Annotated in this window: 24 protein-coding genes; 16 read left to right on the top strand and 8 right to left on the bottom strand. The window is 69.0% G+C overall.

The window, feature by feature from the left end; genetic code table 11:
* Nucleotides 1-178 precede the first annotated feature (178 nt).
* Complete coding sequence (locus B0E53_RS01300; RefSeq protein WP_107074236.1) at nt 179-481, top strand: hypothetical protein; 303 nt, start codon at nt 179-181, stop codon at nt 479-481.
* Complete coding sequence (locus B0E53_RS01305) at nt 478-2,112, top strand: amidase (protein WP_210405851.1); 1,635 nt, start codon at nt 478-480, stop codon at nt 2,110-2,112. Before B0E53_RS01300 ends, B0E53_RS01305 begins: the two co-directional genes overlap by 4 nt.
* A gap of 71 nt (nt 2,113-2,183) precedes the next feature.
* On the opposite strand, the gene B0E53_RS01310 is transcribed toward B0E53_RS01305, so the two are convergent.
* Both B0E53_RS01310 and B0E53_RS01315 read right to left on the bottom strand, forming a co-directional pair.
* A complete protein-coding gene (locus tag B0E53_RS01310) occupies nt 2,184-3,674 on the bottom strand; it encodes a CoA-acylating methylmalonate-semialdehyde dehydrogenase (protein WP_107074238.1) in 1,491 nt (496 codons plus the stop codon).
* A complete protein-coding gene (locus B0E53_RS01315) occupies nt 3,671-4,975 on the bottom strand; it encodes an aspartate aminotransferase family protein (RefSeq protein ID WP_107074239.1) in 1,305 nt (434 codons plus the stop codon). The genes B0E53_RS01310 and B0E53_RS01315 overlap by 4 nt, the downstream gene beginning before the upstream one ends.
* 130 nt (nt 4,976-5,105) lie before the next feature.
* Between B0E53_RS01315 and B0E53_RS01320 the strand changes: the two genes are divergently transcribed.
* The 5 genes from B0E53_RS01320 (at nt 5,106) to B0E53_RS01340 (ending at nt 11,739) form a co-directional block, all read left to right on the top strand.
* Entirely contained in the window at nt 5,106-6,707 is a 1,602-nt protein-coding gene (locus tag B0E53_RS01320; RefSeq protein ID WP_107074240.1) for a PucR family transcriptional regulator, read from the top strand.
* Between the two features lie 227 nt (nt 6,708-6,934).
* Nucleotides 6,935-8,494, top strand: coding sequence for an NCS1 family nucleobase:cation symporter-1 (locus B0E53_RS01325; protein ID WP_107074241.1), 1,560 nt, complete (start codon nt 6,935-6,937; stop codon nt 8,492-8,494).
* A complete protein-coding gene (locus B0E53_RS01330; RefSeq protein WP_107074242.1) occupies nt 8,491-9,333 on the top strand; it encodes a nitrilase-related carbon-nitrogen hydrolase in 843 nt (280 codons plus the stop codon). The genes B0E53_RS01325 and B0E53_RS01330 overlap by 4 nt, the downstream gene beginning before the upstream one ends.
* Entirely contained in the window at nt 9,330-10,733 is a 1,404-nt protein-coding gene (hydA, locus tag B0E53_RS01335; RefSeq protein ID WP_107074243.1) for a dihydropyrimidinase, read from the top strand. Before B0E53_RS01330 ends, hydA begins: the two co-directional genes overlap by 4 nt.
* A gap of 13 nt (nt 10,734-10,746) precedes the next feature.
* Nucleotides 10,747-11,739, top strand: a complete 993-nt coding sequence (locus B0E53_RS01340) for a TIGR03842 family LLM class F420-dependent oxidoreductase (RefSeq protein ID WP_107074244.1) — start codon at nt 10,747-10,749, stop codon at nt 11,737-11,739.
* An 87-nt stretch (nt 11,740-11,826) separates the two neighbouring features.
* On the opposite strand, the gene B0E53_RS01345 is transcribed toward B0E53_RS01340, so the two are convergent.
* On the bottom strand, nt 11,827-12,546 hold the full coding sequence (locus B0E53_RS01345) for a hypothetical protein (RefSeq protein ID WP_107074245.1): 720 nt from the start codon (nt 12,544-12,546) through the stop codon (nt 11,827-11,829).
* Nucleotides 12,547-12,781: 235 nt separating this feature from the next.
* Nucleotides 12,782-13,423 (bottom strand): TMEM175 family protein, encoded by a 642-nt coding sequence (locus B0E53_RS01350; protein WP_246835158.1) that lies wholly within the window; start codon nt 13,421-13,423, stop codon nt 12,782-12,784.
* Between the two features lie 178 nt (nt 13,424-13,601).
* Here B0E53_RS01350 and B0E53_RS01355 point away from each other — a divergent pair, with 178 nt between their 5' ends.
* Entirely contained in the window at nt 13,602-13,832 is a 231-nt protein-coding gene (locus B0E53_RS01355; protein ID WP_107074274.1) for a DUF2188 domain-containing protein, read from the top strand.
* 591 nt (nt 13,833-14,423) lie between these two features.
* On the opposite strand, the gene B0E53_RS01360 is transcribed toward B0E53_RS01355, so the two are convergent.
* The 4 genes from B0E53_RS01360 to B0E53_RS01380 form a co-directional block, all read right to left on the bottom strand.
* Nucleotides 14,424-15,491: an FAD-dependent oxidoreductase gene (locus B0E53_RS01360; protein ID WP_210405852.1), complete on the bottom strand. Its 1,068-nt coding sequence runs from the start codon at nt 15,489-15,491 to the stop codon at nt 14,424-14,426.
* Nucleotides 15,492-16,053: 562 nt separating this feature from the next.
* On the bottom strand, nt 16,054-17,070 hold the full coding sequence (locus B0E53_RS01370) for a methyltransferase (protein ID WP_107074247.1): 1,017 nt from the start codon (nt 17,068-17,070) through the stop codon (nt 16,054-16,056).
* 92 nt (nt 17,071-17,162) lie between these two features.
* Complete coding sequence (locus B0E53_RS01375) at nt 17,163-17,468, bottom strand: hypothetical protein (RefSeq protein ID WP_107074248.1); 306 nt, start codon at nt 17,466-17,468, stop codon at nt 17,163-17,165.
* A gap of 41 nt (nt 17,469-17,509) precedes the next feature.
* Nucleotides 17,510-17,821, bottom strand: a complete 312-nt coding sequence (locus B0E53_RS01380) for a hypothetical protein (RefSeq protein ID WP_146167538.1) — start codon at nt 17,819-17,821, stop codon at nt 17,510-17,512.
* A gap of 305 nt (nt 17,822-18,126) precedes the next feature.
* On the opposite strand from B0E53_RS01380, the gene B0E53_RS01385 reads away from it, so the two are divergent.
* From B0E53_RS01385 to B0E53_RS01410, 8 genes are all read left to right on the top strand, one after another.
* A complete protein-coding gene (locus B0E53_RS01385) occupies nt 18,127-18,807 on the top strand; it encodes an HNH endonuclease signature motif containing protein (RefSeq protein ID WP_107074250.1) in 681 nt (226 codons plus the stop codon).
* A gap of 205 nt (nt 18,808-19,012) precedes the next feature.
* Nucleotides 19,013-19,672, top strand: coding sequence for a hypothetical protein (locus B0E53_RS01390; RefSeq protein WP_107074251.1), 660 nt, complete (start codon nt 19,013-19,015; stop codon nt 19,670-19,672).
* Between the two features lie 177 nt (nt 19,673-19,849).
* On the top strand, nt 19,850-20,179 hold the full coding sequence (locus B0E53_RS01395; protein WP_146167539.1) for a hypothetical protein: 330 nt from the start codon (nt 19,850-19,852) through the stop codon (nt 20,177-20,179).
* Nucleotides 20,180-20,765: 586 nt separating this feature from the next.
* On the top strand, nt 20,766-21,272 hold the full coding sequence (locus tag B0E53_RS01400; protein ID WP_246835159.1) for an HAD-IA family hydrolase: 507 nt from the start codon (nt 20,766-20,768) through the stop codon (nt 21,270-21,272).
* Nucleotides 21,254-21,433: an HAD hydrolase-like protein gene (locus B0E53_RS38930; protein WP_246835160.1), complete on the top strand. Its 180-nt coding sequence runs from the start codon at nt 21,254-21,256 to the stop codon at nt 21,431-21,433. Before B0E53_RS01400 ends, B0E53_RS38930 begins: the two co-directional genes overlap by 19 nt.
* Nucleotides 21,434-21,950: 517 nt before the next feature.
* Nucleotides 21,951-22,277 (top strand): hypothetical protein, encoded by a 327-nt coding sequence (locus B0E53_RS36805; RefSeq protein WP_145772492.1) that lies wholly within the window; start codon nt 21,951-21,953, stop codon nt 22,275-22,277.
* A 425-nt stretch (nt 22,278-22,702) separates the two neighbouring features.
* Nucleotides 22,703-22,930, top strand: a complete 228-nt coding sequence (locus B0E53_RS36810) for a hypothetical protein (protein ID WP_146167540.1) — start codon at nt 22,703-22,705, stop codon at nt 22,928-22,930.
* A gap of 1,030 nt (nt 22,931-23,960) precedes the next feature.
* Entirely contained in the window at nt 23,961-25,310 is a 1,350-nt protein-coding gene (locus tag B0E53_RS01410) for an Ig-like domain-containing protein (RefSeq protein WP_146167541.1), read from the top strand.
* Nucleotides 25,311-25,488: the final 178 nt, after the last annotated feature.

The raw sequence follows: 25,488 nt of genomic DNA on the forward strand, positions 1-25,488 counted from the left end.
ACCCCCCAGTTATCTCCCCGTGACCTTTGCTCGGTGCGGTTCGCTGCCGTCCACGTCGGACCGCCGCACTCAAGAGTTCCTCAATTTGCCCGACCGACATACGCCCGCGTGCGGTGACCTGCCTAGGTTCAGCTCACTTCGATGGAACACGGCGACGTGCAGCACCAGAGGAGCACCCATGGCCCTTAATCCGCCCACCGACGCCGAGCTGAACGTCCTGATCCGGGCTCGGCTCGCCGCCCTCGGTATCGATCTCGACCAACTCCCGCCCGGCAGCGCCCCCGACCCGGAGACCGGCTCGCCCGGCCAGGAGTCGGTGCTCGCCTCGCTGCGCTCGTTCCTGCGCGGCACCGTGGCGGCGCTGGCCGCGTACCAGATGCCCGCCCCCGCCGGGACGGACCCCGCGGTCGGGAAGGCGCTGTCGCAGCAACATGTGCCGGTCCTGTACCCCTCGAACAGCGCAGAATGGCGGAAGGCATGACTGTCGAACCACTCGACCGCTCGATCGACCGCCGGGCGTTCCTGGCCCGCGCTGCCGCGCTGGCCGTCGCCTCTGCCGCAGGCGCAACCGTCGCCGCGCCCTCGATGGCGCTGGCGAACAGCGCCCTGACCGTGAACCCGGGGACCAGGAGCCGTGCCCTGGACCAGCCCAACGCCTACACCCGGCCCCGGCCGGAGGCCGTCGCCGATCCGACCGAGCTGACCATCGCTGAGGCGGCCTGGCTCATCCGCGCCGACAAGCTGACCCCCGAGCAACTGCTCGAGGCGTACCTGGCGCGCATCTCCACGTACGACGGCACCTACCAGGCCTTCAACCTGGTGCTCGCCGAGGCGGCCATCGCGGCGGCCCGCGACGCCGCCCACGGGCCGCGGGCCGGTGCACTCCACGGCATACCATTGGCGATCAAGGACAACTACTACACCGAAGGCGTCCTCACCACCGCGAACTCCTTCCTGTTCAAGGACTTCGTGCCGCCGTACGACGCGACGGCGGTAGGCCGGCTCAAGGCGGGCGGTGCCATCGTCCTCGGCAAGACGCAGATGGGCCCGTTGGCCACCACCCGTGCCACCACCCCCGCCGGCGTGGTCACCACCGTGAACGCCTGGACGCCCACCAACCGCAACACCGATCCCGGTGGATCATCCACCGGCACCGCCACGGCAGTCGCCGGTCGCATGGCCACCTCGGGCATCGGCACCCAGACCGGTGGCTCGATCACCGCCCCCTCGAACGCGCAGAACCTGACCGGGCTCAAGCCGACCATGGGGCGGGTGTCAGCGGCCGGCGTCATCCCGCTCAGCTACACCCGCGACCATCCGGGCCCGCTGGCGCGGGACGCCAAGGATGCCGCCATCATGCTCACCGCGATGGCCGGCGAGGACCCGGCGGACCCGCGCAGCCAGGGGCTGCCCGACGTGCCCGATCTGATCGGCGCGGCCACGCCGGTGTACCAGAGGAACCGGATCAAGCTGCGCTGGCCCACCAGGATCGGGGTGCTGCCCGGGTTCACCAACGGCACCTCGGCCACTGCGGCGGCCCGCCAGGCGTACCTGGCCCAGCTCGCCGAGATACCCGGCGCCACGCTCGTGGACGTTCCCCTGCCGGACGGGTGGAGCCAACTGACCGGCGGCACCTTCAACAACATCCGGCTGCCGGAGCGCAGCGAGCCGTTCATGCCGTACCTGCGGACTGACCTGCGCGGCTTCGGCGTGTCGGTGACCAGTTGGCTGCAGGGAGCGCTACTGGGAGGCAACGAGTTCCTCACCGGCCAGCGAGCCAAGCTGCTGCTGATGGAACGGGTGCTCAACGACCTGTTCGACGTCTGCGACGTGGTGGTGCAGACCGACCCGGTGCCGTTCGACATCCTCGGCCTACCGGAAATCGCCTTCCCGATCGGGCTCACCGCCGCCGGCGTGCCGATCGGCACGATCCTCGGCGGCCTGCCGTACGCCGAGGACCGGCTGTTGTCGGTGGTGGCGGCGTACCAGGCGACGACGGACTGGCATCTGCGACGGCCCGCCGACCCACCCGTCGCGGCCAGGGCGCGCGCGGAGGCACCTGCTGAGGTGCTTCGGTTGACGGCCGATCAGGTCGCCGAACTCACCCAGTAACCGAACGGAGGGCGGGAGGCGCTTCCGCCCTCCGTTGTTCTACGCCGGCTCCCGACCTCAGGTTCTGGTGCTCAGCTGTTCTGTGGGAAGCCGAGGTTCACTCCACCGTGGGAGGGGTCGAGCCACCGGCTGGTGACCACCTTGGATCTGACGAAGAAGTTCACTCCTTCCGGCCCGTACGCGTGCGCGTCACCGAACAGGGAGTCCTTCCACCCGCCGAATGAGTAGTACGAAACCGGGACCGGGATCGGGACGTTCACTCCGACCATGCCGATCTCGATCTCGTTCTGGTAGCGCCGGGCCGCGCCGCCGTCGTTGGTGAAGATGGCGGTGCCGTTGCCGTAGCGGTTGGTGTTGACCACCTCGACGGCGTCGTCGTAGCTGGGCACGCGCAGCACCGAGAGCACCGGTCCGAAGATCTCGTCGGTGTAGATGGTCATGTCGGTGTCGACGTGATCGAAGAGGGTCGGCCCGAGCCAGAAGCCGGCTCGGTCACCGTCGATAAGGTGGTTTCGCCCGTCGACCACCAACTCTGCCCCCGCGGCCCGTCCAGCGTCCAGGTACGACACCACCCGGTCGCGGTGGGCACCGGTGACCAGCGGTCCCATCTCGCAGCCCGGCCGACGGCCGTCGCCGACCTGGAGCGCGGCGATCCGCTCGCTGATCTTGCCGACCAGCGCGTCGCCGACCGGGTCGACGGCCACGACGACGGAGATGGCCATGCAGCGTTCGCCGGCCGAGCCGAAGCCGGCCGAGACGGCGGCGTCGGCGGCGAGGTCGAGGTCGGCGTCGGGCAGGACGACCATGTGGTTCTTCGCGCCGCCGAGCGCCTGCACCCGCTTGCCGTTGCGGGTGCCGGTCTCGTAGACGTAGCGGGCGATCGGGGTGGAGCCGACGAAGGAGATCGCCTTCACCGCCGGGTGTTCGAGGATACGGTCGACTGCCTCCTTGTCGCCGTGCACGACGTTGAACACTCCGTCCGGTAGCCCGGCCTCGGCGAACAGTTCGGCGAGGAAGTTCGCCGCGGACGGGTCCTTCTCGCTCGGCTTGAGGACCACGCTGTTGCCGCACGCGATCGCGTTCGGCGCGAACCACAACGGCACCATGGCGGGGAAGTTGAACGGGGTGATCACGCCGACCACGCCGAGCGGCTGCCGGAGGGAGTACACGTCGACCTGGGTGGAGGCGTTCTCGCTGAATCCGCCCTTGAGCAGCTGCGGGATGCCACAGGCGAACTCCACGTTCTCCAGCCCGCGTTGGATCTCCCCCGCGGCGTCGGACAGCACCTTGCCGTGCTCGGCAGTGATGATCTTGGCTAGTTCGGGCCGGCGGGCGTTCAGCAGTTCCCGGAAAGCGAACATCACGTTTGACCGCTGGGTGAGGGAAGCCGTACGCCAGCGGGTGAAGGCCTCGCCGGCGGCGGCGACGGCCTGGTCGACGACCGCGGCGGTCGCGAAGTCGACGTGCCCTGCGATCTGTCCGGTGGCGGGGTCGTAGATGTCGCCGGCGCGTTCGGCGACGCCGTTCCACGGCTTGCCGCCGATCCAGTGGGTGGTCCTCATCGCTGCTGCACCTCCTTGGCCACGGCCTCGATCGACTGGGTGAGGATCTCAAGCGCCTCGTCCGCCTCGGCCCGGGTCAGCGTCATCGGTGGTGCCAGGCGGATGACGTTGCCGTACAGGCCGCCCTTGCCGACGAGCAGTCCACGTTCCCGGGACTCCTCCAGCAGTGCGGCGGCGGCCGCCGGGTGGGGCGCGCCGTCGGGTCCGACGAGTTCCAGCGCGATCATCAGGCCCTTGCCGCGGACGTCGCCGACCACGGGATGTGCCTGCGCGACCGCACGGAGGCCGTCGAGCAGCCGGGCACCCAGGTCTGCGGCGTTGGCCTGGAGGTCGTGTTCCAGGAGATAGTTGAGCGAGGCCAGAGCGCCGGTGGTGGCGAGCGGGTTGCCGCCGAAGGTGGAGATCGAGTTGGCGCCGAGGCAGTCCATGAGGTCCGCCCGGGCGATGACTCCGCCGATCGCCAGGCCGTTGCCCAGGCCCTTGGCGAAGGTGATTGCGTCGGGTACGACGCCGTGCGCCTGGATGCCCCAGAAGTGCTCGCCGGTGCGGCCCCAGCCGGTCTGCACCTCGTCGGAGACGAGGAGGATCCCGTACTCGTCGAGCACCTTCTTGAACTCGCCGAACAGCCCGTCCGGTGGGGTGGCGAAGCCGCCGACGCCCTGGATCGGTTCGACGATCATGCACGCGACGTCACCCGCGGTCGTCGTCTCGATGATCTCGCGCAGGTCGGCGACGCAGGCGCGGACGTAGTCCGCGTCGGACAGGTCCCGGAAGGGGCTGCGGTAGCGGTAGCCGCCGTGCACCCAGCTCACCTTGACGGGGCTGAGCGCGCTGGCCGACCAGCCGCGGATACCGGTGATGCCGACGGTGGCGAAGGCGCGGCCGTGGTAGGAGTTGCGCAGGGCGAGCACCTGCTCGCTGCGCCGGTGCTGCGTGGCGAGCATCAGCGCGGTCTCGTTCGCTTCGGTGCCCGAGTTGGTGAAGAACACCTTGGCGTCCGGGATCCCGGAGAGCTCCGCGATCTTCTCCGCGAGCTCGACCTGCGACCGGATCAGGTAGAGCGTGGAGGAGTGCAGCACGCCGGTGTCGATCTGCGACCGGACCGCGTCGCTGATCTCGGCCACGTCGTAGCCGATCGCGTTGGTGAGGATGCCGGCAAAGAAGTCGAGGTAGGTGCGTCCCTCCCGGTCGGTCACCCGGCGACCGGACGCGCTGGCGAACTCGATCGGCTGTTCGTAGTACAGCGCCAGCCACTTCGGCATCACGGACCGGTGTCTGGTCAGCAGCTCGCGGTGCGCCATCGCGTCCTCCGTATCTCCGCCGGTAGGGCGAGTGTGGCGGCATTCGTTGTCCAACCGCTATGTGCAACCTGTACCGCTCTGCGGCCGCTGCCATTACGTTGTGTGCAATCCCGCTAGTAGGGAGGTCGCGATGTATCCCTCCGTCGCAGATGCCGTCGCGCTGCCGGTCATCCGGCGGGCGAGGCCGCAGGTGGTGGCCGGGTCGGCCGGGATGCAGGGCCGGGTCCGCTGGGTCCACGTGGCGGAGGTCGCCGACATCGCGCACCTGCTCCGCGGTGGGGAACTGGTCCTGACCACCGGCATCGCGCTGCCGGAGGAGCCGGCGGCGCTCACGGGCTACGTGGACGACCTAGCCGCGGTCCACGCGGCGGGACTGGTCATCGAGTTGGTCCGCCGGTGGAACGATCACGTACCCGAGGCGCTCGTGACAGCGGCCGACCGGCACCGACTCCCCCTGATCACGCTCGCGGAGGAGACGCGGTTCGTGTCCGTCACCGAGGCGGTGGTGGCGCTGATCGTCGACGCCCAGCTCGCCGAGCTGCGGGCCGCCGAGCAGGTGCACGAGACGTTCACCTCGCTCACCGTGGCCGGGGCCGAGCCGGCCGAGGTGCTGCGCGAGGTGGCCAGGATCTCCGGGCTGCCCGTCGTGCTGGAGACGCTGGGGCACGAGGTGCTCGCGTACGACGCGGCTGGGCAGGATCCCACCGAGCTGCTCGCGGACTGGAGTCAGCGGTCCCGGTCCGTGGCCGTGCCCGAGCGAACGGCCTACGACGAGGAGGCCGGCTGGCTGGTCACGGTGGTCGGCGCGCAGGGCGCCGACTGGGGACGCCTGGTGCTGCTCTCGCCGGGCCCTCCGCCGCACCGGCACATGGTGGTCGCGGAGCGGGCCGCGTCGGCGCTGGCGGTGCATCGGCTCGTGGCACGTGATCGGGAGAGTCTGGAACGGCAGACGCATCGGATGTTGCTCGCGCAACTGCTCGGTCAGTCGGTACCGCCGCCGGATCTGGCCGCCCGGGCGGCCGCTCTGGGCGTCGGCCTCGAACGACGGCAGCTCGTCGGGGTGGCGATCCGGCCCGGGCACGTGACGCCACGCGCGCCTGCGCTGGCCACTCAGGAGGTGCTGCGCGACCTCGCCGAGGTGACCGCGTCGGCCGCACGGCGGGTGTCGGTGCCCGCCCTGGTGGGCGTCGTGGACGACACGAGCGTACGGGCGCTGTTGTCGCTACCCGCCCACGCCAGGATCGAGGCGGTCCTACGTCGGCTGGCCGAGGAGGTACACCGCTCGACAGCCGGCCCGGTGCTGGTGGCGGTCGGCACCACCGTGTCACACGCCGCCGAGGTGCGCCGCAGCCTCGGCGAGGCGGCCCACGTCGCGGGGGCGGCCCTCCGCACCCCCGGCGCGCAGCTCTACCACAAGCTGGACAACGTGCGCCTGCGCGGCCTGTTGCACCTGTTGCGGGAGGACGAGCGGGTCCAGGCGTTCGCAGACCGGGAGTTGGGCCCGCTGCTGGCGCGGGACGCCCACCAGCGCAGCCGGCTGGTGGAGCTGCTGCGCTGCTACTGCGAGCAGGGCGGGAACAAGTCGGCGGCGGCCGCCGCGGCGCACCTGTCGCGTACGGCCTACTACCAGCAGCTGTCGCGGATCGCGCAGGTGCTCGGGGTGTCGCTGGAGGACCCGGAGTCGGTGCTGTCGCTGTACGTCGCGCTCCTGGTGCACGAACTCGACGCGTAGGACCCCTCGCAGCGCTAATCCACCCACCGTGCGGATTGACAGCTCGGTGCGGGCATGCCGTGGACAGAGTGTGCCCCGATCATGGCAAGCGTGGACACTTTGCCGCTGCCCGTGGCGGGCTCGCGACACCCACCATTCCCAGATAAAGATCGCGCTGAACCGCCCACCAGGAGCGCGTGAGCCGGGTTGGTCGGCCAGTGTTGCGGCACCGTATCAGGAGGTGACCGATGACCGTCGAGCCCCTGCCCCCGGCCGAAACCACCGCGGTCGAACCCGGCACGCAGATCACCCATCCGGACGGCCGAGTCGAGTTGCGCGACTTCTCCACGATCGCCGACAGCCGCTACTTCAACGAGGAGCTCGCCCCGGTACCGATCGAGAAGCGCACCTGGAACACGTACAACTTCGCGGCGCTGTGGATCGGCATGGCGCACAACATCCCCACCTACCTGCTTGCCGCCGGGCTCATCCAGCTCGGCATGAACTGGGTGCAGGCGTTCCTCACGATCACGCTGGGCAACCTGCTCGTCCTGATCCCGATGCTGTTGAACAGCCATGCGGGCACCAAGTACGGAATTCCGTTCCCGGTCTTCGCCCGCGCGTTCTACGGAGTTCGCGGCGCCAACCTCGCGGCTCTGCTGCGCGCGTTCATCGCGTGCGGCTGGTTCGGCATCCAGACCTGGATCGGCGGTGAGGCGATCTACGCGATCGCCGGGAAACTGCTGGGCTCCTGGTGGGTCGACGCGGCGCGGTTCATGGACCACCCGTGGACGCTGTGGGCCTCCTTCTTCCTGTTCTGGGCGATCGAGATGGCGATCATCTGGCGGGGCATGGACACCCTGCGACGCTTCGAGAACTGGGCAGCGCCGTTCGTCATCGTGGTGGCCGTCGCCCTGCTGATCTGGGTCATCGTCGAGGCCGGCGGGCTGGGCCCGATCCTGTCCGAGCCGTCGAAGCTGGGCTGGGGCGCCGACTTCTGGAAGCTGTTCGCACCATCCCTGATGGCGATGATCGCGTTCTGGGCGACCCTGTCGCTCAACATCCCCGACTTCACCCGGTTCGGCGGCAGCCAGCGGCAGCAGGCGTACGGCCAGGTCCTCGGCCTACCCACCACGATGTCGTTCTTCGCCATCCTGTCGATCATGATCACCTCCGGCACGGCCGTGATCTACGGCGAGGCGATCTGGGACCCCATCCAGCTCGCCGCCAAGTTCGAGAACCCCCTGGTCGTCGCGCTGGGCCTGTTCACGGTCGTGGTCGCGACGCTGTCGGTGAACGTCGCTGCGAACACGGTCAGCCCGGCGTACGACTTCTCCAACGCCGCACCCCGACTGGTCAACTTCCGGACCGGAGGGCTGATCACCGGCGTGCTCGGCATCCTGATCCAGCCGTGGCGGCTGGTGCAGGACCCCAACATCTACATCTTCGTGTGGCTCGGGTTCTACGGCGGCCTGCTCGGCGCCGTCGCCGGGGTGCTCATCGCCGGATACTGGGTCCGCAGCCGCACGCGCCTCCAGTTGCCCGGCCTCTACCGTCCCGAGGGCCGGTACTGGTTCTCCGGTGGCTGGAACTGGGCGGCCATCGTCGCCACCGTCGTCGGCGCGGTCCTCGCGGTGGGTGGCGCCTACTCCGCCCCAGGCAAGGGGCCGTTCCCCGAGGACGGGTTCATCCCGTGGCTCAAGCCGCTCTACGACTACAGCTGGGTCGCCGGTCTGGTCGGCGCGTTCGTCGTCTACCTGGCGCTGTCGCTGCCGCGCACCGCTCACGCCAAGGAGGACAACCGATGAGCACCATCATCCGAGCCGGGCTGGTGCAGCAGAAGTGGACCGGCGACAAGGAGTCGATGATCGCGAACGCGGTGGAGGCGATCCGCAGCGCCGCGTCACAGGGCGCACAGGTCGTCTGCCTGCAGGAGTTGTTCTACGGTCCGTACTTCTGCCAGGTGCAGGACGCCGACTACTACTCGTACACCGAGGCGATCCCCGACGGGCCGACGACCGCGCTGATGCGTGAGATCGCCGAGCAGCACGGTGTGGTGCTGATCGTGCCGATGTACGAGCAGGAACAACCAGGCGTCTACTACAACACGGCGGCGGTGATCGACGCCGACGGCACCTACCTCGGCAAGCACCGCAAGAACCACATCCCGCAGGTGAAGGGGTTCTGGGAGAAGTTCTACTTCCGGCCGGGAAACCTCGGCTATCCGGTGTTCGACACCGCGGTGGGCCGCATCGGCGTCTACATCTGCTACGAACGGCACTTCCCCGAAGGCTGGCGGGCGCTGGGGCTGGCCGGCGCGAAGATCGTCTTCAACCCCTCCGCCACGAGCCGGGGCCTGTCGGAGTACCTCTGGCGCCTCGAGCAGCCGGCCGCCGCGGTCGCCAACGAGTACTACGTCGGCACGATCAACCGGGTCGGCGTGGAACCGTTGGGCGACAACGACTTCTACGGCCAGTCCTACTTCGTGGACCCGCGGGGGCAACTGGTCGGCGACGCCGCGTCCGACACCGAAGAAGAGGTCGTCATCCGCGATCTCGACATGGACAGGCTGGCCGAGGTGCGCGACCTGTGGGCGTTCTACCGCGACCGCCGGCCGGACACCTACGAATCGCTGGTGACGCCGTGAGCATCGTCATCCGCAACGGAACAGTCGTCAACGCCACCGGGGAGTACCCGGCGGACGTGCTGGTGGAGGGCGAGCGGATCGCCGCGCTCGCCGCGCCGGACTCGGGTCTGGCCCGGCAGTGGGCGTCCGGCGCCGAGCGAGTGATCGACGCCGCCGGGAAGTACGTGGTGCCAGGCGGCATCGACGGCCACACCCACATGGAGATGCCGTTCGGGGGCACCTTCTCGGCCGACACCTTCGAGAGCGGGACGATCGCGGCGGCCTGGGGCGGCACGACCACGATCATCGACTTCGCCGTGCAGGGCAAGGGAACGTCGCTGCTGTCCGCGCTGGACAAGTGGCACGGCAAGGCCGACGGTAACTGCGCGATCGACTACGGGTTCCACATGATCGTCTCGGACGTCAACGACACGTCGCTCAAAGAGATGGAGGCCTGCATCGACGCGGGCGTGAACACCTTCAAGATGTTCATGGCCTACCCGGGTGTCTTCTACGCCACGGACGGGGAGATCCTGCGGGCGATGCAGAAGGCCCGGGACACCGGATCGATGGTCATGATGCATGCCGAGAACGGCATCGCCATCGACCAGCTCGTCGCGCAGGCAGTGGCGAGTGGGCGGACCGACCCGGTACAGCACGGGCTGACCCGGCCGCCCGAGCTGGAAGGCGAGGCAACCTCCCGGGCGATCACCCTGGCGAAGGTCACCGGCGCACCGCTGTACATCGTGCACCTGTCCGCCGCGCACGCCCTCGACGCGGTCACCCAGGCCCGCGACACCGGGCAGAACGTGTTCGCCGAGACCTGCCCGCAGTACCTGTTCCTGTCGCTGGACGACCTGGCCAGGCCTGACTTCGAGGGCGCGAAGTACGTCGCCTCTCCCCCGCTACGCCCCAAGGAGCACCAGGCGGAACTGTGGCGGGGCCTGCGCACCAACGACCTGTCGCTGGTGTCCACCGACCACTGCCCCTTCTGCTTCAAGGACCAGAAGGAGCTAGGCCGGGGAGACTTCTCGAAGATTCCCAACGGGATGCCAGGCGTCGAGCACCGGATGGACCTGCTCTACCAGGGCGTCGTGAAGGGCGAGATCACCCTGCCGCGCTGGGTCGAGATCAGCTCGACCACGCCCGCCCGGATGTTCGGTCTCTACCCTCGCAAGGGCGTCATCGCCCCGGGCGCGGACGCGGACATCACGGTGTACGACCCGACGGCCGAGCAGACCATCTCCGCCGGCAGCCACCACATGAACGTGGACTATTCCGCGTACGAGGGCATGCGGCTGACCGGGAAGGTCTCCACCGTGCTGTCCCGCGGCCGGATCGTCGTCGACGACAACGCCTTCCACGGCGCCGCCGGGCACGGCACGTTCCTGAAGCGCGACCTCAGCCAGTACCTGGTCTGACAAGGAGTTGACCGTGGACTTCGGTGTCGTACTGCAGACCGACCCGCCCGCTCGCGACGTCGTGGCGGGCCTCGCCGCCGCCGAGGACAACGGATTCCGCTACGGGTGGACGTTCGACTCCTGCGTGCTGTGGCAGGAGCCGTTCGTCATCTACTCGCAGGTCCTCGCCGCGACCAAGCACCTGATCGTCGGACCGATGGTGACCAACCCGAGCACCCGCGACTGGTCGGTCACCGCGTCACTCTTCGCCACCCTCAACGACATGTTCGGCAACCGAACCGTCTGCGGGATCGGCCGCGGTGACTCGGCCCGCCGAGTCATCGGCCAACCGCCGGCGAGCCTGGCCACCCTCAGCAGCGCCATGCGGGTGATCAAGGAACTGGCCGAGGGACGCGACGTCGAACACCACGGCACGCCGGTGCGCATCCCGTGGGTGCGTGACGGCAAGCTGGAGATCTGGATGGCCGCCTACGGCCCGAAGGCGCTGCGGCTGGTCGGCGAGCAGGCCGACGGCTTCATCCTGCAGACCGCCGACCCGGACATCGCCCGCTGGACGATCGGCACGGTACGCGACGCGGCCAGCGCCGCCGGCCGGGATCCGGACTCGATCACGATATGCGTGGCCGCCCCCGCCTACGTGGGTACGAACCTCGTACACCAACGGGACCAGCTGCGCTGGTTCGGCGGCATGGTCGGCAACCACGTGGCCGACCTGGTCGCCCGCTACGGCGACTCCGGCGTGGTGCCGAAGGCGCTGACCGACTACATCACAGGCCGCGAGGGCTACGACTACGCACACCACGGCCGCGCCGGCAATCCGTCCACCGACTTCGTACCCGACGCCATCGTCGACCGATTCTGCCTGCTCGGCCCCGAGTCGGCCCATGTCGACCGGCTGCAGGAGCTCAAGGAGATCGGGGTTCACAACTTCGCCCTCTACCTCATGCATGACGACAAGGAGAAGACCCTCACCGCGTACGGCAAGAACGTGATCACGCACGTCTAGTGCGTCGCGGCGGCGGGGGCGGCGCGGTGCCGCCCTGACCGCCGCTAGATCCTTGGGTTCGAGAATCTGAACACGTGGGTCAGGTTTTCAGGCTGCGGTTTTGAGTCGTGCTTGGGCGATGTAGTCGTCGACGTGGTGGTCGATGGTGGTGAGGGCTTGGCGGAGGTTTGGTGGTGCTTGGGGCTGATCGGCGGCGAGGAGTGGGCGTAGGAGGCGGTCGTTGAGTTTGGTGTAGAAGATCGCGAGGCGTTGGCCGTCGGGGGTCAGGACGTAGGTGTGGGTGTGTTCGATGCGTCGGATCAGGCCGTTGAACCGGAGACGGCGTAGGTCGTAGGTCATTTGGCTGGTGGTGTAGCCGGTGCCGAGCATCCGGGCGGTCAAGGCGCGAAGGCTGTTGTTGGTGACGCCGGTGACGGCGAACAGGCTCAGGCATAGGGCGCCGGTCAGGGCCATGACCCGAGGGTCGGCGAAGCGTAGCGCTGGGGCCCTCCTGCCATCCTCGGTGAGGGTGGGCTGTGCGACCCGTTCGATGACTGGGCTCGCAAGGACGCAGCTCTGACCGGCACGGATAGTGTCCAGCAGCCGGCGGTTGGCGTCACGGGCTTTGGCAATGACCTCGTCGAGGTGTTCCAGGCGGCGTAGCACGCCGATGTCGTAGGTGTCGTTGATGACGGTTTCGATGCGTAGCGCTCGGCGATCTTTGAGGTAGTACTTGATCCGTGAGTGGCGGTAGAAGGCGTTGACCACGACGCCGTCGTTGTCGCGGTCGATCGCGGTGCGGAAGTGGCCGGCGACGCCGAGACCCACGGGGCTGCTGATGTCGATGATCCGCGGCCGAGGCTAGTGGGGTGACCGCACAGGTCTCGCCGGACCGGATCAGGCTGCGGCACGAGCGGATCACTCCGAGTGCAGCGGCTGGTGCATCGGGACCACAAGGCCGGTCAGCGTACGGCCCGAGCCTCCCCGGGCCTGGGCGATGATCTCGGCGGCGATGGCCTCGCCATCTTGCGCACCAGGCGTCGCCGCGGCCGGCCTCGCAGGCTCAGGCCGGGGTCTCGTGCTGGCGGGCTGCCCGGTCGATGCGCCGGTCCGGCACGATCCACAGGATCGCGGCGGCGACGAAGCACGCCAGGGCGATCCACACGCCGACCTGCCCGCCGCGGTCGACCAGCAGGGCGCTGAGGATTCCGGCGGTGTAGAACGCCGGGGAGATCTTGCCCTTGACGTCCCTGCCGATCGCCTGCTGCAGCGGCGAGTTCGGTCCCTCTTGTCGGATGATGACCGTTTGCAGCACGAAGTAGGCGATGGCGGCACCGAGCAGGTTCAGTCCGTAGATGACGACCGGGGTCTGCGCAAACCTCGACTCGTCCATCCAGCCCGTCGTGAACGGGAACAGCGACAGGCAGAACAGCAGCCCGAGGTTGGCCCACAGCACCCGGCCGCTGACCCTGCCTACCAGGTGGAACATGTGGTGGTGGTTGTTCCAGTAGATGCCCACGTAGACGAAGCTGAGCAGGTATGTCAGTAGCCCTACGCCGGTCGTGTGCAGCAGGTCGGAGAGCCGGTGGCCCTCCGGCGTTCTCAGCTCCAACACCATGATCGTGATGATGATGGCGAGCACTCCGTCACTGAACGCCTCAAGTCGACTGGTCCGCACCGTGCCACCGCCCTTTCCCTCGGCCACGATACGCAGGCCGACGCCGGGCCTTCATCTCGGCGGTGTGCGGCAAGCCGACAGCTACCTCACCGTCGCCGGCCGGGCAGAGGCGGGCTCCGGCGCAGCCCCCTCCCCCACGTTTCAAAGTGCACTCAGGCGGGGCAGATATTTGTGACCGACCATGAAGACCAGGGAGGCCACGACCATGGCTAAAGGCGACATCGAGACGTATCCGCAGGACGACCAGTGGAAGAACCGCCCGGAGGGCAACCAGCGGGCGAGCAGCGTTCACGGCACGAAGGAGGAAGCGGAGGCCGCCGGCCGGGAAATGGCCAAGCAGCGCGACGCCGAGCACGTGATCAAGAAGCAGGACGGCACCATCGGCGAGAAGAACACCTACCCCCGCAGCCGTGACCCCCGGGAGATCCCCGGCTGAGCCGCAGGTGCACCGCAAAGGCCGTCATCCCGTGCGGAGACGGCCTTTGCCGCATGCATGACAAGCACCTGCGTCAGGCCGTGCCCTCAAAGGATGGCGACCATTGCAACAGCGCGGCGATGGTGACGGTGGCCTGGCACGACGTGGCGCACCCAGGGACGCCTTCGGCGACGAGGGGTCTCCACCGGCGGGCACCGCTGAGCATCGTCAAGCAGCACATCGAGCAGCAGAACCGTCCCGCTAAAGACACTGCTCGAGCCTTGGCGGCCCTCCAGCGCGGGCCCTAACGGTGGAGCACTGGCCCGCATTCCGGTAGCCACGCCCCGCCGCCGGGCCCCACTGCGAGGCACGACACGCCGAGCCGGGCGTTTCCCCGCGCCGACACCCTGGGTGACGCTCGCCGCGCACTCCGCGCTCGGCCTGCGCGACCTCTCCCGAGTCCGGGCTGTCGACAGCGCGGCACGGCGCCGAGAACCGGCACGAAAGGGGCGGTGCGGCGATGAGCGGGTCCGTGACGGAGCGGGAACGACGGTGCCGCGGGCGGCGAGCGGCGTGCCGGAGACGGCGGTCCGGTCTGGGGCTCTGCCCGAGCTACGCGGCGATGCCGTGCGGGTTCACCGGCGCCGTCAGAAGCGCACGCAGCTCCCGGACGGCTGCCCGCCCGGCGCGGTTCGCGCCGACCGTGCTCGCGGACGGCCCGTAGCCGACCAGGTGAATCCGGGGATCGGCGACCACCCGGGTGCCGTCCACGACGATGCCGCCGCGGGGCCCGCGCAGCCGCAGCGGGGCCAGGTGGTCGAGCGCCGGCCGGAAACCGGTGCACCAGAGGATGACGTCCGCGTCCTGTGCCGCGCCGTCGGGCCACCGGACGCCGTCGGCGACGATCCGGTCGAACATCGGCCGGCGTACGAGGAGACCGCGTTCCCGGGCTTCGAGCAGCTGCGGTGTCCACGCCAGGTCGCTCGCGCTGGCGATGCTTCCCGGGGGCAGGCCGGCGCGTACGCGTGCGTCGACCTTGGCGACCACCTCGCGTCCGTAGTCGGGCGTGAACGGCCCGGTCCGGAACACCGGCGGGCGTCGGGTGACCCAGGTCGTCGTCGCCGCGACGTCGGCGATCTCGATCAGGAGCTGCACGGCCGACGTTCCGCCCCCGACGACGATCACCCGCTTCCCGGCGAATTCCGCGGGGCCACGGTAGTGGGCGGTGTGCAGCTGCCGCCCGCGGAACGTCTCCTGTCCGGGGTAGTACGGCACGAACGGTCTGGTCCATGTTCCCGTTGCGTTGATCAGGGCCCGGGTGGTCCAGGTGCCTTTGTCGGTTTCGACGAGGAGTTGTCCGTCGCCGGCGTCCCGGACGGCCGTGACGGCGACCGGCCGCTGCACGTTGATGTTGAAAGCACTTTCGAAGTCGGCGAAATAGGCCGGCACCGCGTCGGCCGCTGGTTCGTCCGGCGGTGGTGGCGTGAAGTGCATTCCGGGCAGGTCGAAGATCCCGTGCACGGTCGCCATGCGCAGGGTCGGCCAGCGGTGCTGCCAGGCACCTCCGGGTGCCCGGTCGGCGTCCAGGACGGCGAAGTCGAGACCGGAGGAGCGCAGGTGGTACGCGCTGGACAGCCCCGCCTGCCCGGCCCCGACAACCACTACATCCGTCTTCGGCATGTGCCGCACAACACCTCCGGCTGTCCCAGGCCTTCCCACCGGCGATCGATCTCACACCGCCTGGGCCCGCATCTGGTGGCCCTGCCAGCGACCAGTGGCTCAGCTGTCGATGCTTGATTGCGCGGAGGTGAGGGCATCCCATCCGGCCATCGCGCAGGTGATGACCGCTTCCATCTCGGTGCGGGTCGCGCCGTCGCGGGCTTGTACGGAGAGCCCTTGCACCACCGTGGCGTAGTAGCGAGCGATGCCTGCTCGTGGTCGGCCATGTCGACCTCGATCGGCAGGGTCCGGCTGCCGGCGGCGCGTACCCTCGACCGCGACCCGGCATGGCTGGTCGCCGCCGCCACCTCCGGCAGCTGACCCCGCATCCAGGGAAGAGCCGGCGTCCGCTGCCAGGCGCCGGCTCTCCTCGCACTCCCCGAAGAGCCCTCTCGTTCGGCAGCGCGATACCCCTTACCCACCACATCGGCTGATGTCACCGCCGGGTTACGGCTGCGGCAAGGTGGGGTGCCTCAAAGACACCCACCTCTCAGAATGTGGGAGGTCACCCCGGTCCCGTCGGTCAGGCCCGTCGCGCCACCACCGCGCCGTTCGCTCCCGGGGCGTCGAACGGCACCGTGCGGATGTCGACGAAGCCGGCGTCGGCGAGCCAGGCACTGTACTCGGCCCCGGAGTAGTTCCTCCCGCCCTCGGTCTCGACCAGCATGTTCATACCCATCAGTGCCGCCTCCGGCGGGCCGGTGCGCTCGTCGTTGAGCAGCAGTTCGCAGATGACAATCGCCCCGCCGGGTGGCAGCGCCGCGTGGCATTTAGTCAGCAGCGCCCGGTTCGTCGGCTCGTCCCAGTCGTGCAGGATCATGCTGAGCAGGATGACGTCATGCCCGTCCGGCAGCGCTGAGTCGGCGAGGAAGTCGCCAGCGACCGGGCAGATCCGCCCGGTCAGGCCCGCCGCCGCGATCCGCTCCTCGGCCCGGACGCAGACGTGTGGCAGGTCAAGGATGGTCGCCCGCAGGTCGGGCAGACGGCCGCAGAACTCAATCGGGAACGCACCGGCGCCGCCGCCGACGTCGAGCAGCCGGGTGTGTGCGCCGAAGTCGTACGCGTCGGCCAACGCCCGGGCGGTGAAGCTGGAGGTGGAGTACATGGCGTCCCAGAACTGCGCCAGCATCTCCGGGTCCGTCGTGTCGAACATCGACTGCTGGGACTGGGGGTCCCAGGTGAGGGGCCGGTCGGTGCGCAGCGCCTCACCGATGCGGTGCCAGGGCAGGTAGGTTCGCAAGTCGGAATAGCGCACCTGCGCACCGAAGTAGTAGGGGCGGCCCTCGACCAGGAACTGCTCAGCGAGTTCGGAGTTGCGGTAGCCGGCGCCGGCCCGCTCCAACAGGCCGAGGGAAGCGCACGCCGCCAGCAGCAGGTCCGCCGGGCGCTCGGCCAGCCCGAACTCGGCGGCGACCTCCTCGACTGTGAGGGCCCGCCCGTCGGCCAGCCGCGTGAAGAGCCCGAGATCAACGCCGACCGCGAGAGTCTTGAATCCCCAGACGCCGGCGACGAGTTGCATGAGAGGAGTGGGATTGATCATGCGACATCACAACACAGCACAGCCGCCCGCGCGGGATGGCGCGCCCGCCGACGGGGTACCGAGGGCTGCATAAAGCCGGACCACCACGGCAGTCAGCCGCGGAGCATCCGCGGCCGGGTCAGCGCCTGCACCGCCTCAGCCAGGGCCTGCGCCGACCCGTGCTGATCGGCCAGCGCCTTCCGCAGCAGAGCCGCCGCGGCGTCCTGCCCCGCCGAATCGGCGGCGTCGGCCATCTCCGAGATGCTGTTGCCGAGAGCAACCGCCGTGGCGCGGATCAGCGCGAGCAGCACGTCGGGTTGGTCGACCTGCACATCACCCCGGAGGCAGGCCGCCAGCTCGAACGCCGCCTCGCGCATGTCCATAGCGGGGCCGGCGTACGTGGGAATCGGCTTCGGCATGGATCTATCGTGCCAGCGCCCGGACGGCGCGCGCGACGCGTCTACTCGACGTCGGGCACGTTGCCGTCCGTGCCGGCCTCCAGCTCGCCGGGTCCGGGTGTGCCGTTGTCAAGGATAAGCGACTCGTGGACCTCGCGAAGCACCGATGCAGCGAACATCGTCGCGATCAACGCGTTCACCGGCGTGTACTGGACACCATCGACCGTGTGCGCCCTCGCATGCCGGTTCGGCCTGTCAGGCACTCCATCCTTACCGGGGCTGAAGTGCTTGAACAACCGGAGCAGCGGCCACAGTGTCGCCGAGCGCCGGAAGTCCTCCATATGGCAGTCACGGGTCTTCTCTACCCTCTTCATCACCGGTCCGCAGAACTTGAACCCGGTGACGTCATCGAAGCGGACGCCGCGTAGGGCAGGTCCGCCACGTTCATCGCCAGCGCCTGCGCCGGCCTGTGGTGGCCGTCGCGCATCGCGGCAAGAACATCCTCAGCAGCTCCTCGTCGCCTGGACCGTCGGCAACGAAAAACTATTCGTGCCAAGCGACCCCGCCGAGCAGCAGGCGAAGGCGCGCTTCCTCAGCCTGCCACTGACCAAGCAGCAGCAGTGGCTCACCGCGGGCCTGAGCAGCGACGCCGAAACTCAAGGCGCCGGGGGGAGCATTGGTGGCCACCTACAGCACCATGGACGACGTCCGATACCGGCCGGGCGGCGACAACGGGATCTTGCGGCATGTGCTGTTCGAGGAATGGCAGTCCCGCTGCTACTGGTGCGAGACACCGGTGCTGTTCGCCACCGTCGAGATCGACCACATCCTGCCGCACACGGCCACCGACGATCATCTGGCCGATCTGATCCGTCAGCACGGTCTGCCCGCCGACTTCGACGTACACGCACCGGCCAATCTGGCGCCGATCTGCGGACCCTGTAACCGCGAGAAGAGTAACAACAGGTTCCCCGGCACCCTGGTGACCGGCAAACTCGCCAAGGCCGCCAAGAAGCAGAAGCGGGTGATCCGCCGGGTGCTGGCCTTCGCCGCCGCCAACCAGCGCGCGGCCCAGGCGGTGGCGGCCGACCAGGCGCTGCGCTCGCCGGCCGAGGTCCTCGCCCGGGTCCGGATGCTCACCGAACGGGTCCAGGCGTTCTCCGACACCTGGCGCCAGGACATCACCACCACAGCGGATGGCATCGGCCTGCTCTACACCCCCAAGACCTCCGGCCAGGAGCCTGGACTGCCGCTGCTGTTCGACCTGTCCGCCGGAGACGCTGCGACAGCCCAGGTCGAGCGTGGCCTCACCGAGGTCCGCGACTACGGCGGTGCGGTGGTCGTCGACGGCGGTACCTGATCCCCCCGGACGACAGCAGCACTCCCTCGATCGCGGAGATGCTGGGGCTGACTGGCCCTGACGACCAAGTCCTGATCGCCGCCGTGGGCACGCAGCTCGACCCGGCCACCACCTTCCACCTCGCCCTGGTTACCGCCAGCGGCGCAGTGCGCGCCCGCCTCCCGATGCACGCCGCTCGGTCGCGTCCGGCCAGCGCGGCGTCCGGATGATCCTGCGCGACGGGTCCGGCCTGTTCACCGCCTACCTGCAGGCCGAACACCCGGACCACGGTGGCTCGATTACCACTCACCTCACCAGCGAGAGCCTCGCCGGGCGCTACCCTTACCATCTGCTGGCCGCCCTCCAGCTGTTCCGCCACGCCGAACCCACCGACCGGCTCGAGGTGCGCCTCAACGACCGCCCGCTCGGCCCGTCGGTTGACGTCGACGCCGAACAGATGGGCCAGATCCTGTTGGCGTTCCGCTACGACGGCGAACTGATCGCCGCCCTTGACCGGATCCAGGCCCACACGGGGCAGCGGTTCCCGGTCCCCGAAAGGATCACCGCTGCGGAGGGTGCCGACCTGCTGCTGGCCGCGCGGCTGCTTGACGGCAAGGAAATCACGCTCACCGACGACGTGCTCACCATCACCGTCAAACCCGAAGCGATCGAGGCCTTCCTGCGAGACCAGCACGAAGGCCGGCCCGGCGAGCTCACCGCCTTGGGTGCTGGGTATGCCGTCACCTGCGGCGAGCACCGGATGGAGCTGGGCCAGGTCGCGATCCGGGCGCCGCAGGTCACCCTGATCAACGCCGACGAGATGCGCGCCGCCGCCAGGACCGAAGAGCCGGTGAAGGCTCGCTACCAATGCCTGCCCGGCACGTAAATCATCGTGCAGATGGCCGCCAGCTGCTGATCAGCCCCCCAGGACAACGCCCAGCCGGTGACCCTCGTAGGCGCGCCCGCCGGCCCGCGCCGACAGAGCTGTCGGGCCCCGGTCGTAAGGTCGAGCGATGGGGACGGTGACGCCCGCGCAAGCTGCGTGAAGCGACCCGGTAAGGCGTTGCGCGAGGCGATGACCGCCAGGGAAGTCGAGCAGTTCTGCACCGGCATCGGGCTCGCTCCACCCGATCCGCCGGACGACGTCGCCTCGACCAGCAAACGTGCCTACGTGGTCCGGTGCCTGGGCGGCAAAACGCAGCCGGAACTGGTCCAGATCGCGCTGCAGGTCCTGGACGAATGCGACGACGGGCCTGCCGCGGCCGAACTGGCGGGTCTGCTGGCCGGAGCCGGCGGCACCGGCGTCGCCGGGGAGATGAAGAACCTCATCTTCGCCGCGGACGGCCCGAAGCCAGAGTTGCGCCACGCCCGCGCCCCCACGAACGCTTGGTGACGAGCCGAGCGGCGACGAGTCCGGTGGCGGCCACCGGCCCTGGCAAGCGCGAACGGTCTCCGAGGTCGGGATCGCGGTCGCTGCGTCCCCTCGAAGCAACGGCGGTACCCACGACGACACCACCGCTATGCCCCGCGACCGCGACCCCGACCGGCATGAGGGTGGTGGCTACGGTCTGTGCCCGGAGAGAGGTCAGCCGCTGCCACCACCAGCCGCTGCGAAGGAGGAACACCGCAGCAACACTCCTTCTACGGCACCGAACCCCTTCGGGTTCAACCCTTGCCTCACGCCCGTACCGAGGAGGCCGAGCAGCGGATCCGCGAGTTGATCGCCCCGCTTGTCCGTGACCTCGGCGTCCCCACCGTCCCCGGCCGCATGGGCGCACTACGCCAACTCGTCCTCCAATCCCCGGCACCGGTCGTCGCCCAAGCCCTTAATTTCCACCACACCACCACACCACCACCCAACGCCACCACGCCGCCGTCGGCGGAACCTGGAACCGATACGCAGCCGATGACAGCTGATCAAGCCGGCGGCTGATAAGCGCGGTCGAAGCAGGCGGACAGCGATCAATTACCGTGCCATCATGCAGCGACTGGCGTTGTTCGACCTGGATAACACACTCATCGATCGCCAGGCGGCGTTCCACGCATGGGCCGAAGAGTTCGTGACCGATCGCGGGCTTGACGACAAAGCCCTGACCTGGCTGATCGTCACCGACGCACACACGTCAGGCCCCAGAGGCCCCTTCTTCGCCGCAGTCCGCGACGCATTCACACTCACGCAAGCCGCCGAGGATCTCTGGCAGCAGTACCGCCGGCGCATGCCCGAGCTGGTCTCCTGCCGAGCCGAGGACCTCGACGCGCTCCAGCAGCTGCGCTCGGCAGGCTGGCGCATCGGGATCGTGACCAACGGCATGACCGACAACCAACAGGGAAAGATCCGCCGCACGGGGTTGGACGCTCTCATCGATGCCTGGTGCATCTCCGACGAGGTAGGCATCCGCAAGCCTGACCCAAAAATCTTCAGATCATCGCTCAACGATGCGGAGCCTCCACGCAGCACGGTGGATGGATGGTCGGCGACGACCTGACACTCGATATCACCGGCGGCCACGGCGCCGGCCTACACACAATCTGGTTGCACCCGACCCAAGCACCTCAGGAGTTCGTGGGCCCCTCGCCCGACTTCACCACAGCCACCGTGACCGACGCCGTCCAGATCCTCCTGACGCAGGATGCCCCTCCCGCCTGATGCTGCGCCCACCTCGGTGATGACTGTGCGTGACGATTAAGACCGAACTCGGCCGAATACGCGACGCTCCGATTACCGCACCCTGCCAGTCGGACAGGCCAACTGGCGGCCGCCCGCCGGCGCGACGTCGTCGACCGGGCCGCCACGACGGCCGCCGAGCTGGCCGCGACTCGGGCTGGGTGGGACGACGCGACCACGCCGCCGCCCGTGCCATCGCCGCGGAGGCCAAGGACTGGCCCGAGACCGCGCAGCCCGGCGCCGGCCTGCCAGGGCGGGCCCGGTGACCGGACGCCCTGGCCGAGGTTCAGTCACGGATGACGGCGGCCGGGGCGTGCGCCGGTAGCCGCCGAGTCTGTCTGCCTGCGCCAACGCCACCCGCACCCGCCGCGTGCCCATGGAGCCCGACGCGCGGCCTTGACGACCCCCTCGCTTCACACGCTACCGCCCGGCTGGGTTCGATCCAGCCGGGCGGTAGTCTACCCAAGGCATCGAAATCGACGATTTCGTGGAGGATGGGATGGCGATTCGGCGGCGAAGTCTGCGGGTCACGGCTGGATGCGTCGCGGCGACGATGCTGGCGGCGGTGTTGGCGGTGGTCGGGTCCTCTGCTCCCGCGCAGGCTGCATGCACGACCAGCAGTTTCACCGTGGTTTGGGACTACGCGGGGATGTATACCGAGCCCAAGGAGTCAACCCTGTACGGCACCCGTCGTTATGGGCAGGTTGTGACGGGCCCGACAGGGAACACCGCCAACGGATGGACTCTGACTTATGACTGGTGGAACGGCCTGCCACTGTGGGCGTACATGAAAGATGCGTCGTTGCAGTATCGCGGCTGTTCTTGAACAGGGCGCAGGGGGCGTCAGTCGGTAGGCGGTCGAGGAAACGGCCTGGTCGGCTCGGCAGGCCGTTCCACGTCCCCCTGACCTCAAAGATCAAAGATTGGCGGGCTGGGACAGCGTGACATCGCTAGCCGGCGTCGGTGCGGGGTCACCGCTCGGGTACGTGGGCGTGGTCGTGGTGGGCGACCCGCTGGGTCGTGGCGGGAGCGGGTGAGACTGGCGCTGCCGCCCCGGCGCGGGCCCCAGGTACGAATGCCGTGGCTGCGACCGCAGCCGCGTGGACGGGCCGCGTGCCGGTGCCACTCTGCGGATCTGCTGGCCGGGGGGTGAGCTTGTCCCAGACCAGGTTGGTCAGGCCTTCGCGGAACGCCTGATCGCCGTGGAGGTCGGCGAGGCGGACCACGTCAGCGGGGTCGTCGAGCTGCGCGATGGCGGTGGTGATCGCGGCGGCGAACGTCGCGCTGAAGGCGGTCTGGTTACGTGCGCGCGCGCAGCGCCAAGGCCGCGGCCCGGTCGCGGGCCGCGTCGACCCGCTCGGCGACCTCAGCCGCGACCTGGTCGTCGCTGCGGTCAGGCATCGTCATGAAGCCCGCTCGTCGTCGGGCTCACCCGCAGCCAGCAACCCCTGCGCGCGCAACCGCTCGAACAGCCGTTGATGGGTGCTCCAGCGTGGACGTGAGCTGGTCGATCTGGTCCTGCAAACCCGCGATCGTGCTGTCCACAGTTCGCGACGGTGCAGGCTGCGCAGCTTCGTCGGTCATCGTGCCCCCGTAGTGATCGACTCCCCGCCTACGGTAGTCAGCCCCGGCACGCTACGTCGAGGTAGATCCGGGGCCGCTACCGCCGACGCGCGCCCGAGGGGTTGATGCCGCGGAATCACAACCGGGGGCAGCGAACCGGGGCAGGAGGCGCCGACCGGTGCCCGGCCGTCGTGGTCGCGGTCTCCAATATCCACGCCTCCGGCGGGGCCTCTCTCGGAGATCCGGCGGGAACCACAGGTGCCAGGTGGGTGAGTGGTCACCCAGGGGTGGGACCTCCCCGCGCCGGCCGCCCAGAGGGCTACCAGACCGTCTCCGGGACGGCCAGGCCAAGCCGCTTCGCGGTCGGCTACGCCGAGCCTGGCCGCCCCAGAGCCGGCCCGGTCGATCGGAGATCGGCCGACACGAGGAGATCCCACCCCACCCCCGGCACCGCGCGCGGGCAAGCCCGCAACCCCAGCCCAAAGGCCTACGTCGATCCCTGCGCCGCGTCGTACCGGTCGAGTACGTGCTTGGCGCTGCTCTTGGCCACTGCCCCTCCCCCGACGGGGTCGGGACCTGCTCAGCGTTCAACGCCGTGGCGATCGCGGCCAGCGACAGTCCCTCACCCCGCAGCTGCGCCGCCCGGGCGGCCGAGGGCGGCAACGGCGCCGGCGGACGGCCCAATCGCACACCGCGTAGGCGATCCAGTCGCTGCGCCGCTCTGCCCCACTTGGCGAGGCGTCGGCGGCCGGGGCGTGCACCTCGACGACGGGCACACCCACCCCGTCCGTCACTTTCCGGACATGCACCGACACACAGCGTTAACAGATGACTTCGTTGTCAGTGGCAACCTGACAATCGATCCACTCACACCTTTCTATGGAGGTCATCGTTGATGTCACATCGATCCAAAACCCGGCTGGCTACGCGGCGGCTCGCTTGCGCCGTGTTGACCGTGCTGGCCGCACTGGGGATGCAGGTGCTGGTCAATACCGGTGCGCACGCCGCTGCCCCGAAAGCTGCCGAACCGCTCTGTGTCCAGCAGGGGCAGGCAACCTACCCCGTCAGCTACTACTGGAAGAACATACTGGGGATGCGGCTGGGCAGCGGGTCGGTCTCAGTCGATACCGTCCCACCCTTGTGGGGCGGGCAGATCGCGCCGGGCAGCACCTTCACCGTCACGCTGACCCACCGTACGACCCAGTGGCCGTTGCTGGTCAGCACGTACACCACGACCTGGGACGTGTCCTCACTGCTGGCCTACGCTGATGTCGTCAGCCAGTCGGGAGCCGGCACCATCAGCGGCAACACCCTGTCGATCACCTCACCTGGCGTCAAGACCGACCCGTCCACGAAGGTCATCACCTTCCGAGTCAGGCAAGGCACCATCGGGGGCAGCATGACCATCCGGCCAACCGGGATCAGCAGCGTCATCTCCGCTCCTGGCGAGCTCGGAAACAACACAACCGCCCCCCCGATCCGGATCGTCGACGGGCAGTCCATCTCACCCACCAGAGCTGTCAACGACACTGCCACCACCATCCAGAACAAGGCCGTCAGCGTGCCCGTCCTGGCCAACGACGTCGCGACCTCACCGACGCTCAGCAACGTCACCACGCCCAGCAACGGCACCGCGACGGTCTCCGGCGGCAACATCGTCTACACGCCCGCCCCAGGCTTCGCTGGCACCGACACCTTCGCCTACACCATCACCACCGCCTGCGGAACCAGCACCGCCACGGTCACCGTCACCGTCGCCTGTGACCCCACACCCGTCAACCTGGTCAACGGCAGCTTCGAAACGCCACCCGTAGCCACGGTCGACTGGAACATCCCCGACGCCTCCACCAACCCGAGCGTCGGCTGGCACACCACCGCCAGCGACGGGCTGCTGGAGTTCTGGCGCGGCGGTGCTTCTGGTATTCCATCGGCCCACGGGCAACAGTTCGCCGAACTCAACGCCACCCAGCCCTCCACGCTCTACCAGGACCTGCCCACCGTTCCGGGCACAGTGATGACCTGGTCGCTATACCACCGAGGCCGCCTGGGCACCGACGTGATGCACGTGCTCATCGGCGCACCAGGCGCGACCGCGCCGCAAACCCCGATCGGGGCCACCTCCCCGGACATCTCCGACGACAACACCGCCTGGGGCTACTACACCGGCGTATACGTCGTCCCACCGGGACAGACCACCACGCGATTCGCCTTCCAATCCGTGTCGGCGGCGGGTAACAACCCTGCGCTCGGCAACTTCCTGGACGGCGTGCAGTTCCGAACGCCGCCCTGCCCGTAGGCCCAGCCGACTGGCAGTGTGCGGTAATCCGACTGTCCTGTATTCCCTGTCCGCTGAGAGTGTGTTGCGGCTAGGGCTGTAGCGGTTCCAGGTTCCACCGGCAGCGGCGGTTCCTGGGTCATTCCTACTCGGCCAGGTACGGCCGGGTGGGGGTAGCAGGGTGCAGGGCCTGGCGATG

Source organism: Micromonospora sp. MH33, from assembly GCF_003013775.1.
GTDB lineage: Bacteria > Actinomycetota > Actinomycetes > Mycobacteriales > Micromonosporaceae > Micromonospora > Micromonospora fulviviridis.

What these genes read in the sequence shown, in the direction of transcription:
- B0E53_RS01300 (WP_107074236.1), top strand. Translation starts at nt 179, where the DNA reads ATGGCCCTTAATCCGCCCACCGACGCCGAGCTGAACGTCCTGATCCGG.
- B0E53_RS01305 (WP_210405851.1), top strand. Translation starts at nt 478, where the DNA reads ATGACTGTCGAACCACTCGACCGCTCGATCGACCGCCGGGCGTTCCTG.
- B0E53_RS01310 (WP_107074238.1), bottom strand. Translation starts at nt 3,674, where the DNA reads ATGAGGACCACCCACTGGATCGGCGGCAAGCCGTGGAACGGCGTCGCC.
- B0E53_RS01315 (WP_107074239.1), bottom strand. Translation starts at nt 4,975, where the DNA reads ATGGCGCACCGCGAGCTGCTGACCAGACACCGGTCCGTGATGCCGAAG.
- B0E53_RS01320 (WP_107074240.1), top strand. Translation starts at nt 5,106, where the DNA reads ATGTATCCCTCCGTCGCAGATGCCGTCGCGCTGCCGGTCATCCGGCGG.
- B0E53_RS01325 (WP_107074241.1), top strand. Translation starts at nt 6,935, where the DNA reads ATGACCGTCGAGCCCCTGCCCCCGGCCGAAACCACCGCGGTCGAACCC.
- B0E53_RS01330 (WP_107074242.1), top strand. Translation starts at nt 8,491, where the DNA reads ATGAGCACCATCATCCGAGCCGGGCTGGTGCAGCAGAAGTGGACCGGC.
- B0E53_RS01355 (WP_107074274.1), top strand. Translation starts at nt 13,602, where the DNA reads ATGGCTAAAGGCGACATCGAGACGTATCCGCAGGACGACCAGTGGAAG.
- B0E53_RS01360 (WP_210405852.1), bottom strand. Translation starts at nt 15,491, where the DNA reads ATGCCGAAGACGGATGTAGTGGTTGTCGGGGCCGGGCAGGCGGGGCTG.
- B0E53_RS01370 (WP_107074247.1), bottom strand. Translation starts at nt 17,070, where the DNA reads ATGATCAATCCCACTCCTCTCATGCAACTCGTCGCCGGCGTCTGGGGA.
- B0E53_RS01375 (WP_107074248.1), bottom strand. Translation starts at nt 17,468, where the DNA reads ATGCCGAAGCCGATTCCCACGTACGCCGGCCCCGCTATGGACATGCGC.
- B0E53_RS01380 (WP_146167538.1), bottom strand. Translation starts at nt 17,821, where the DNA reads ATGAAGAGGGTAGAGAAGACCCGTGACTGCCATATGGAGGACTTCCGG.
- B0E53_RS01390 (WP_107074251.1), top strand. Translation starts at nt 19,013, where the DNA reads ATGATCCTGCGCGACGGGTCCGGCCTGTTCACCGCCTACCTGCAGGCC.
- B0E53_RS01400 (WP_246835159.1), top strand. Translation starts at nt 20,766, where the DNA reads ATGCAGCGACTGGCGTTGTTCGACCTGGATAACACACTCATCGATCGC.
- B0E53_RS38930 (WP_246835160.1), top strand. Translation starts at nt 21,254, where the DNA reads ATGGTCGGCGACGACCTGACACTCGATATCACCGGCGGCCACGGCGCC.
- B0E53_RS36805 (WP_145772492.1), top strand. Translation starts at nt 21,951, where the DNA reads ATGGCGATTCGGCGGCGAAGTCTGCGGGTCACGGCTGGATGCGTCGCG.
- B0E53_RS36810 (WP_146167540.1), top strand. Translation starts at nt 22,703, where the DNA reads ATGGCGGTGGTGATCGCGGCGGCGAACGTCGCGCTGAAGGCGGTCTGG.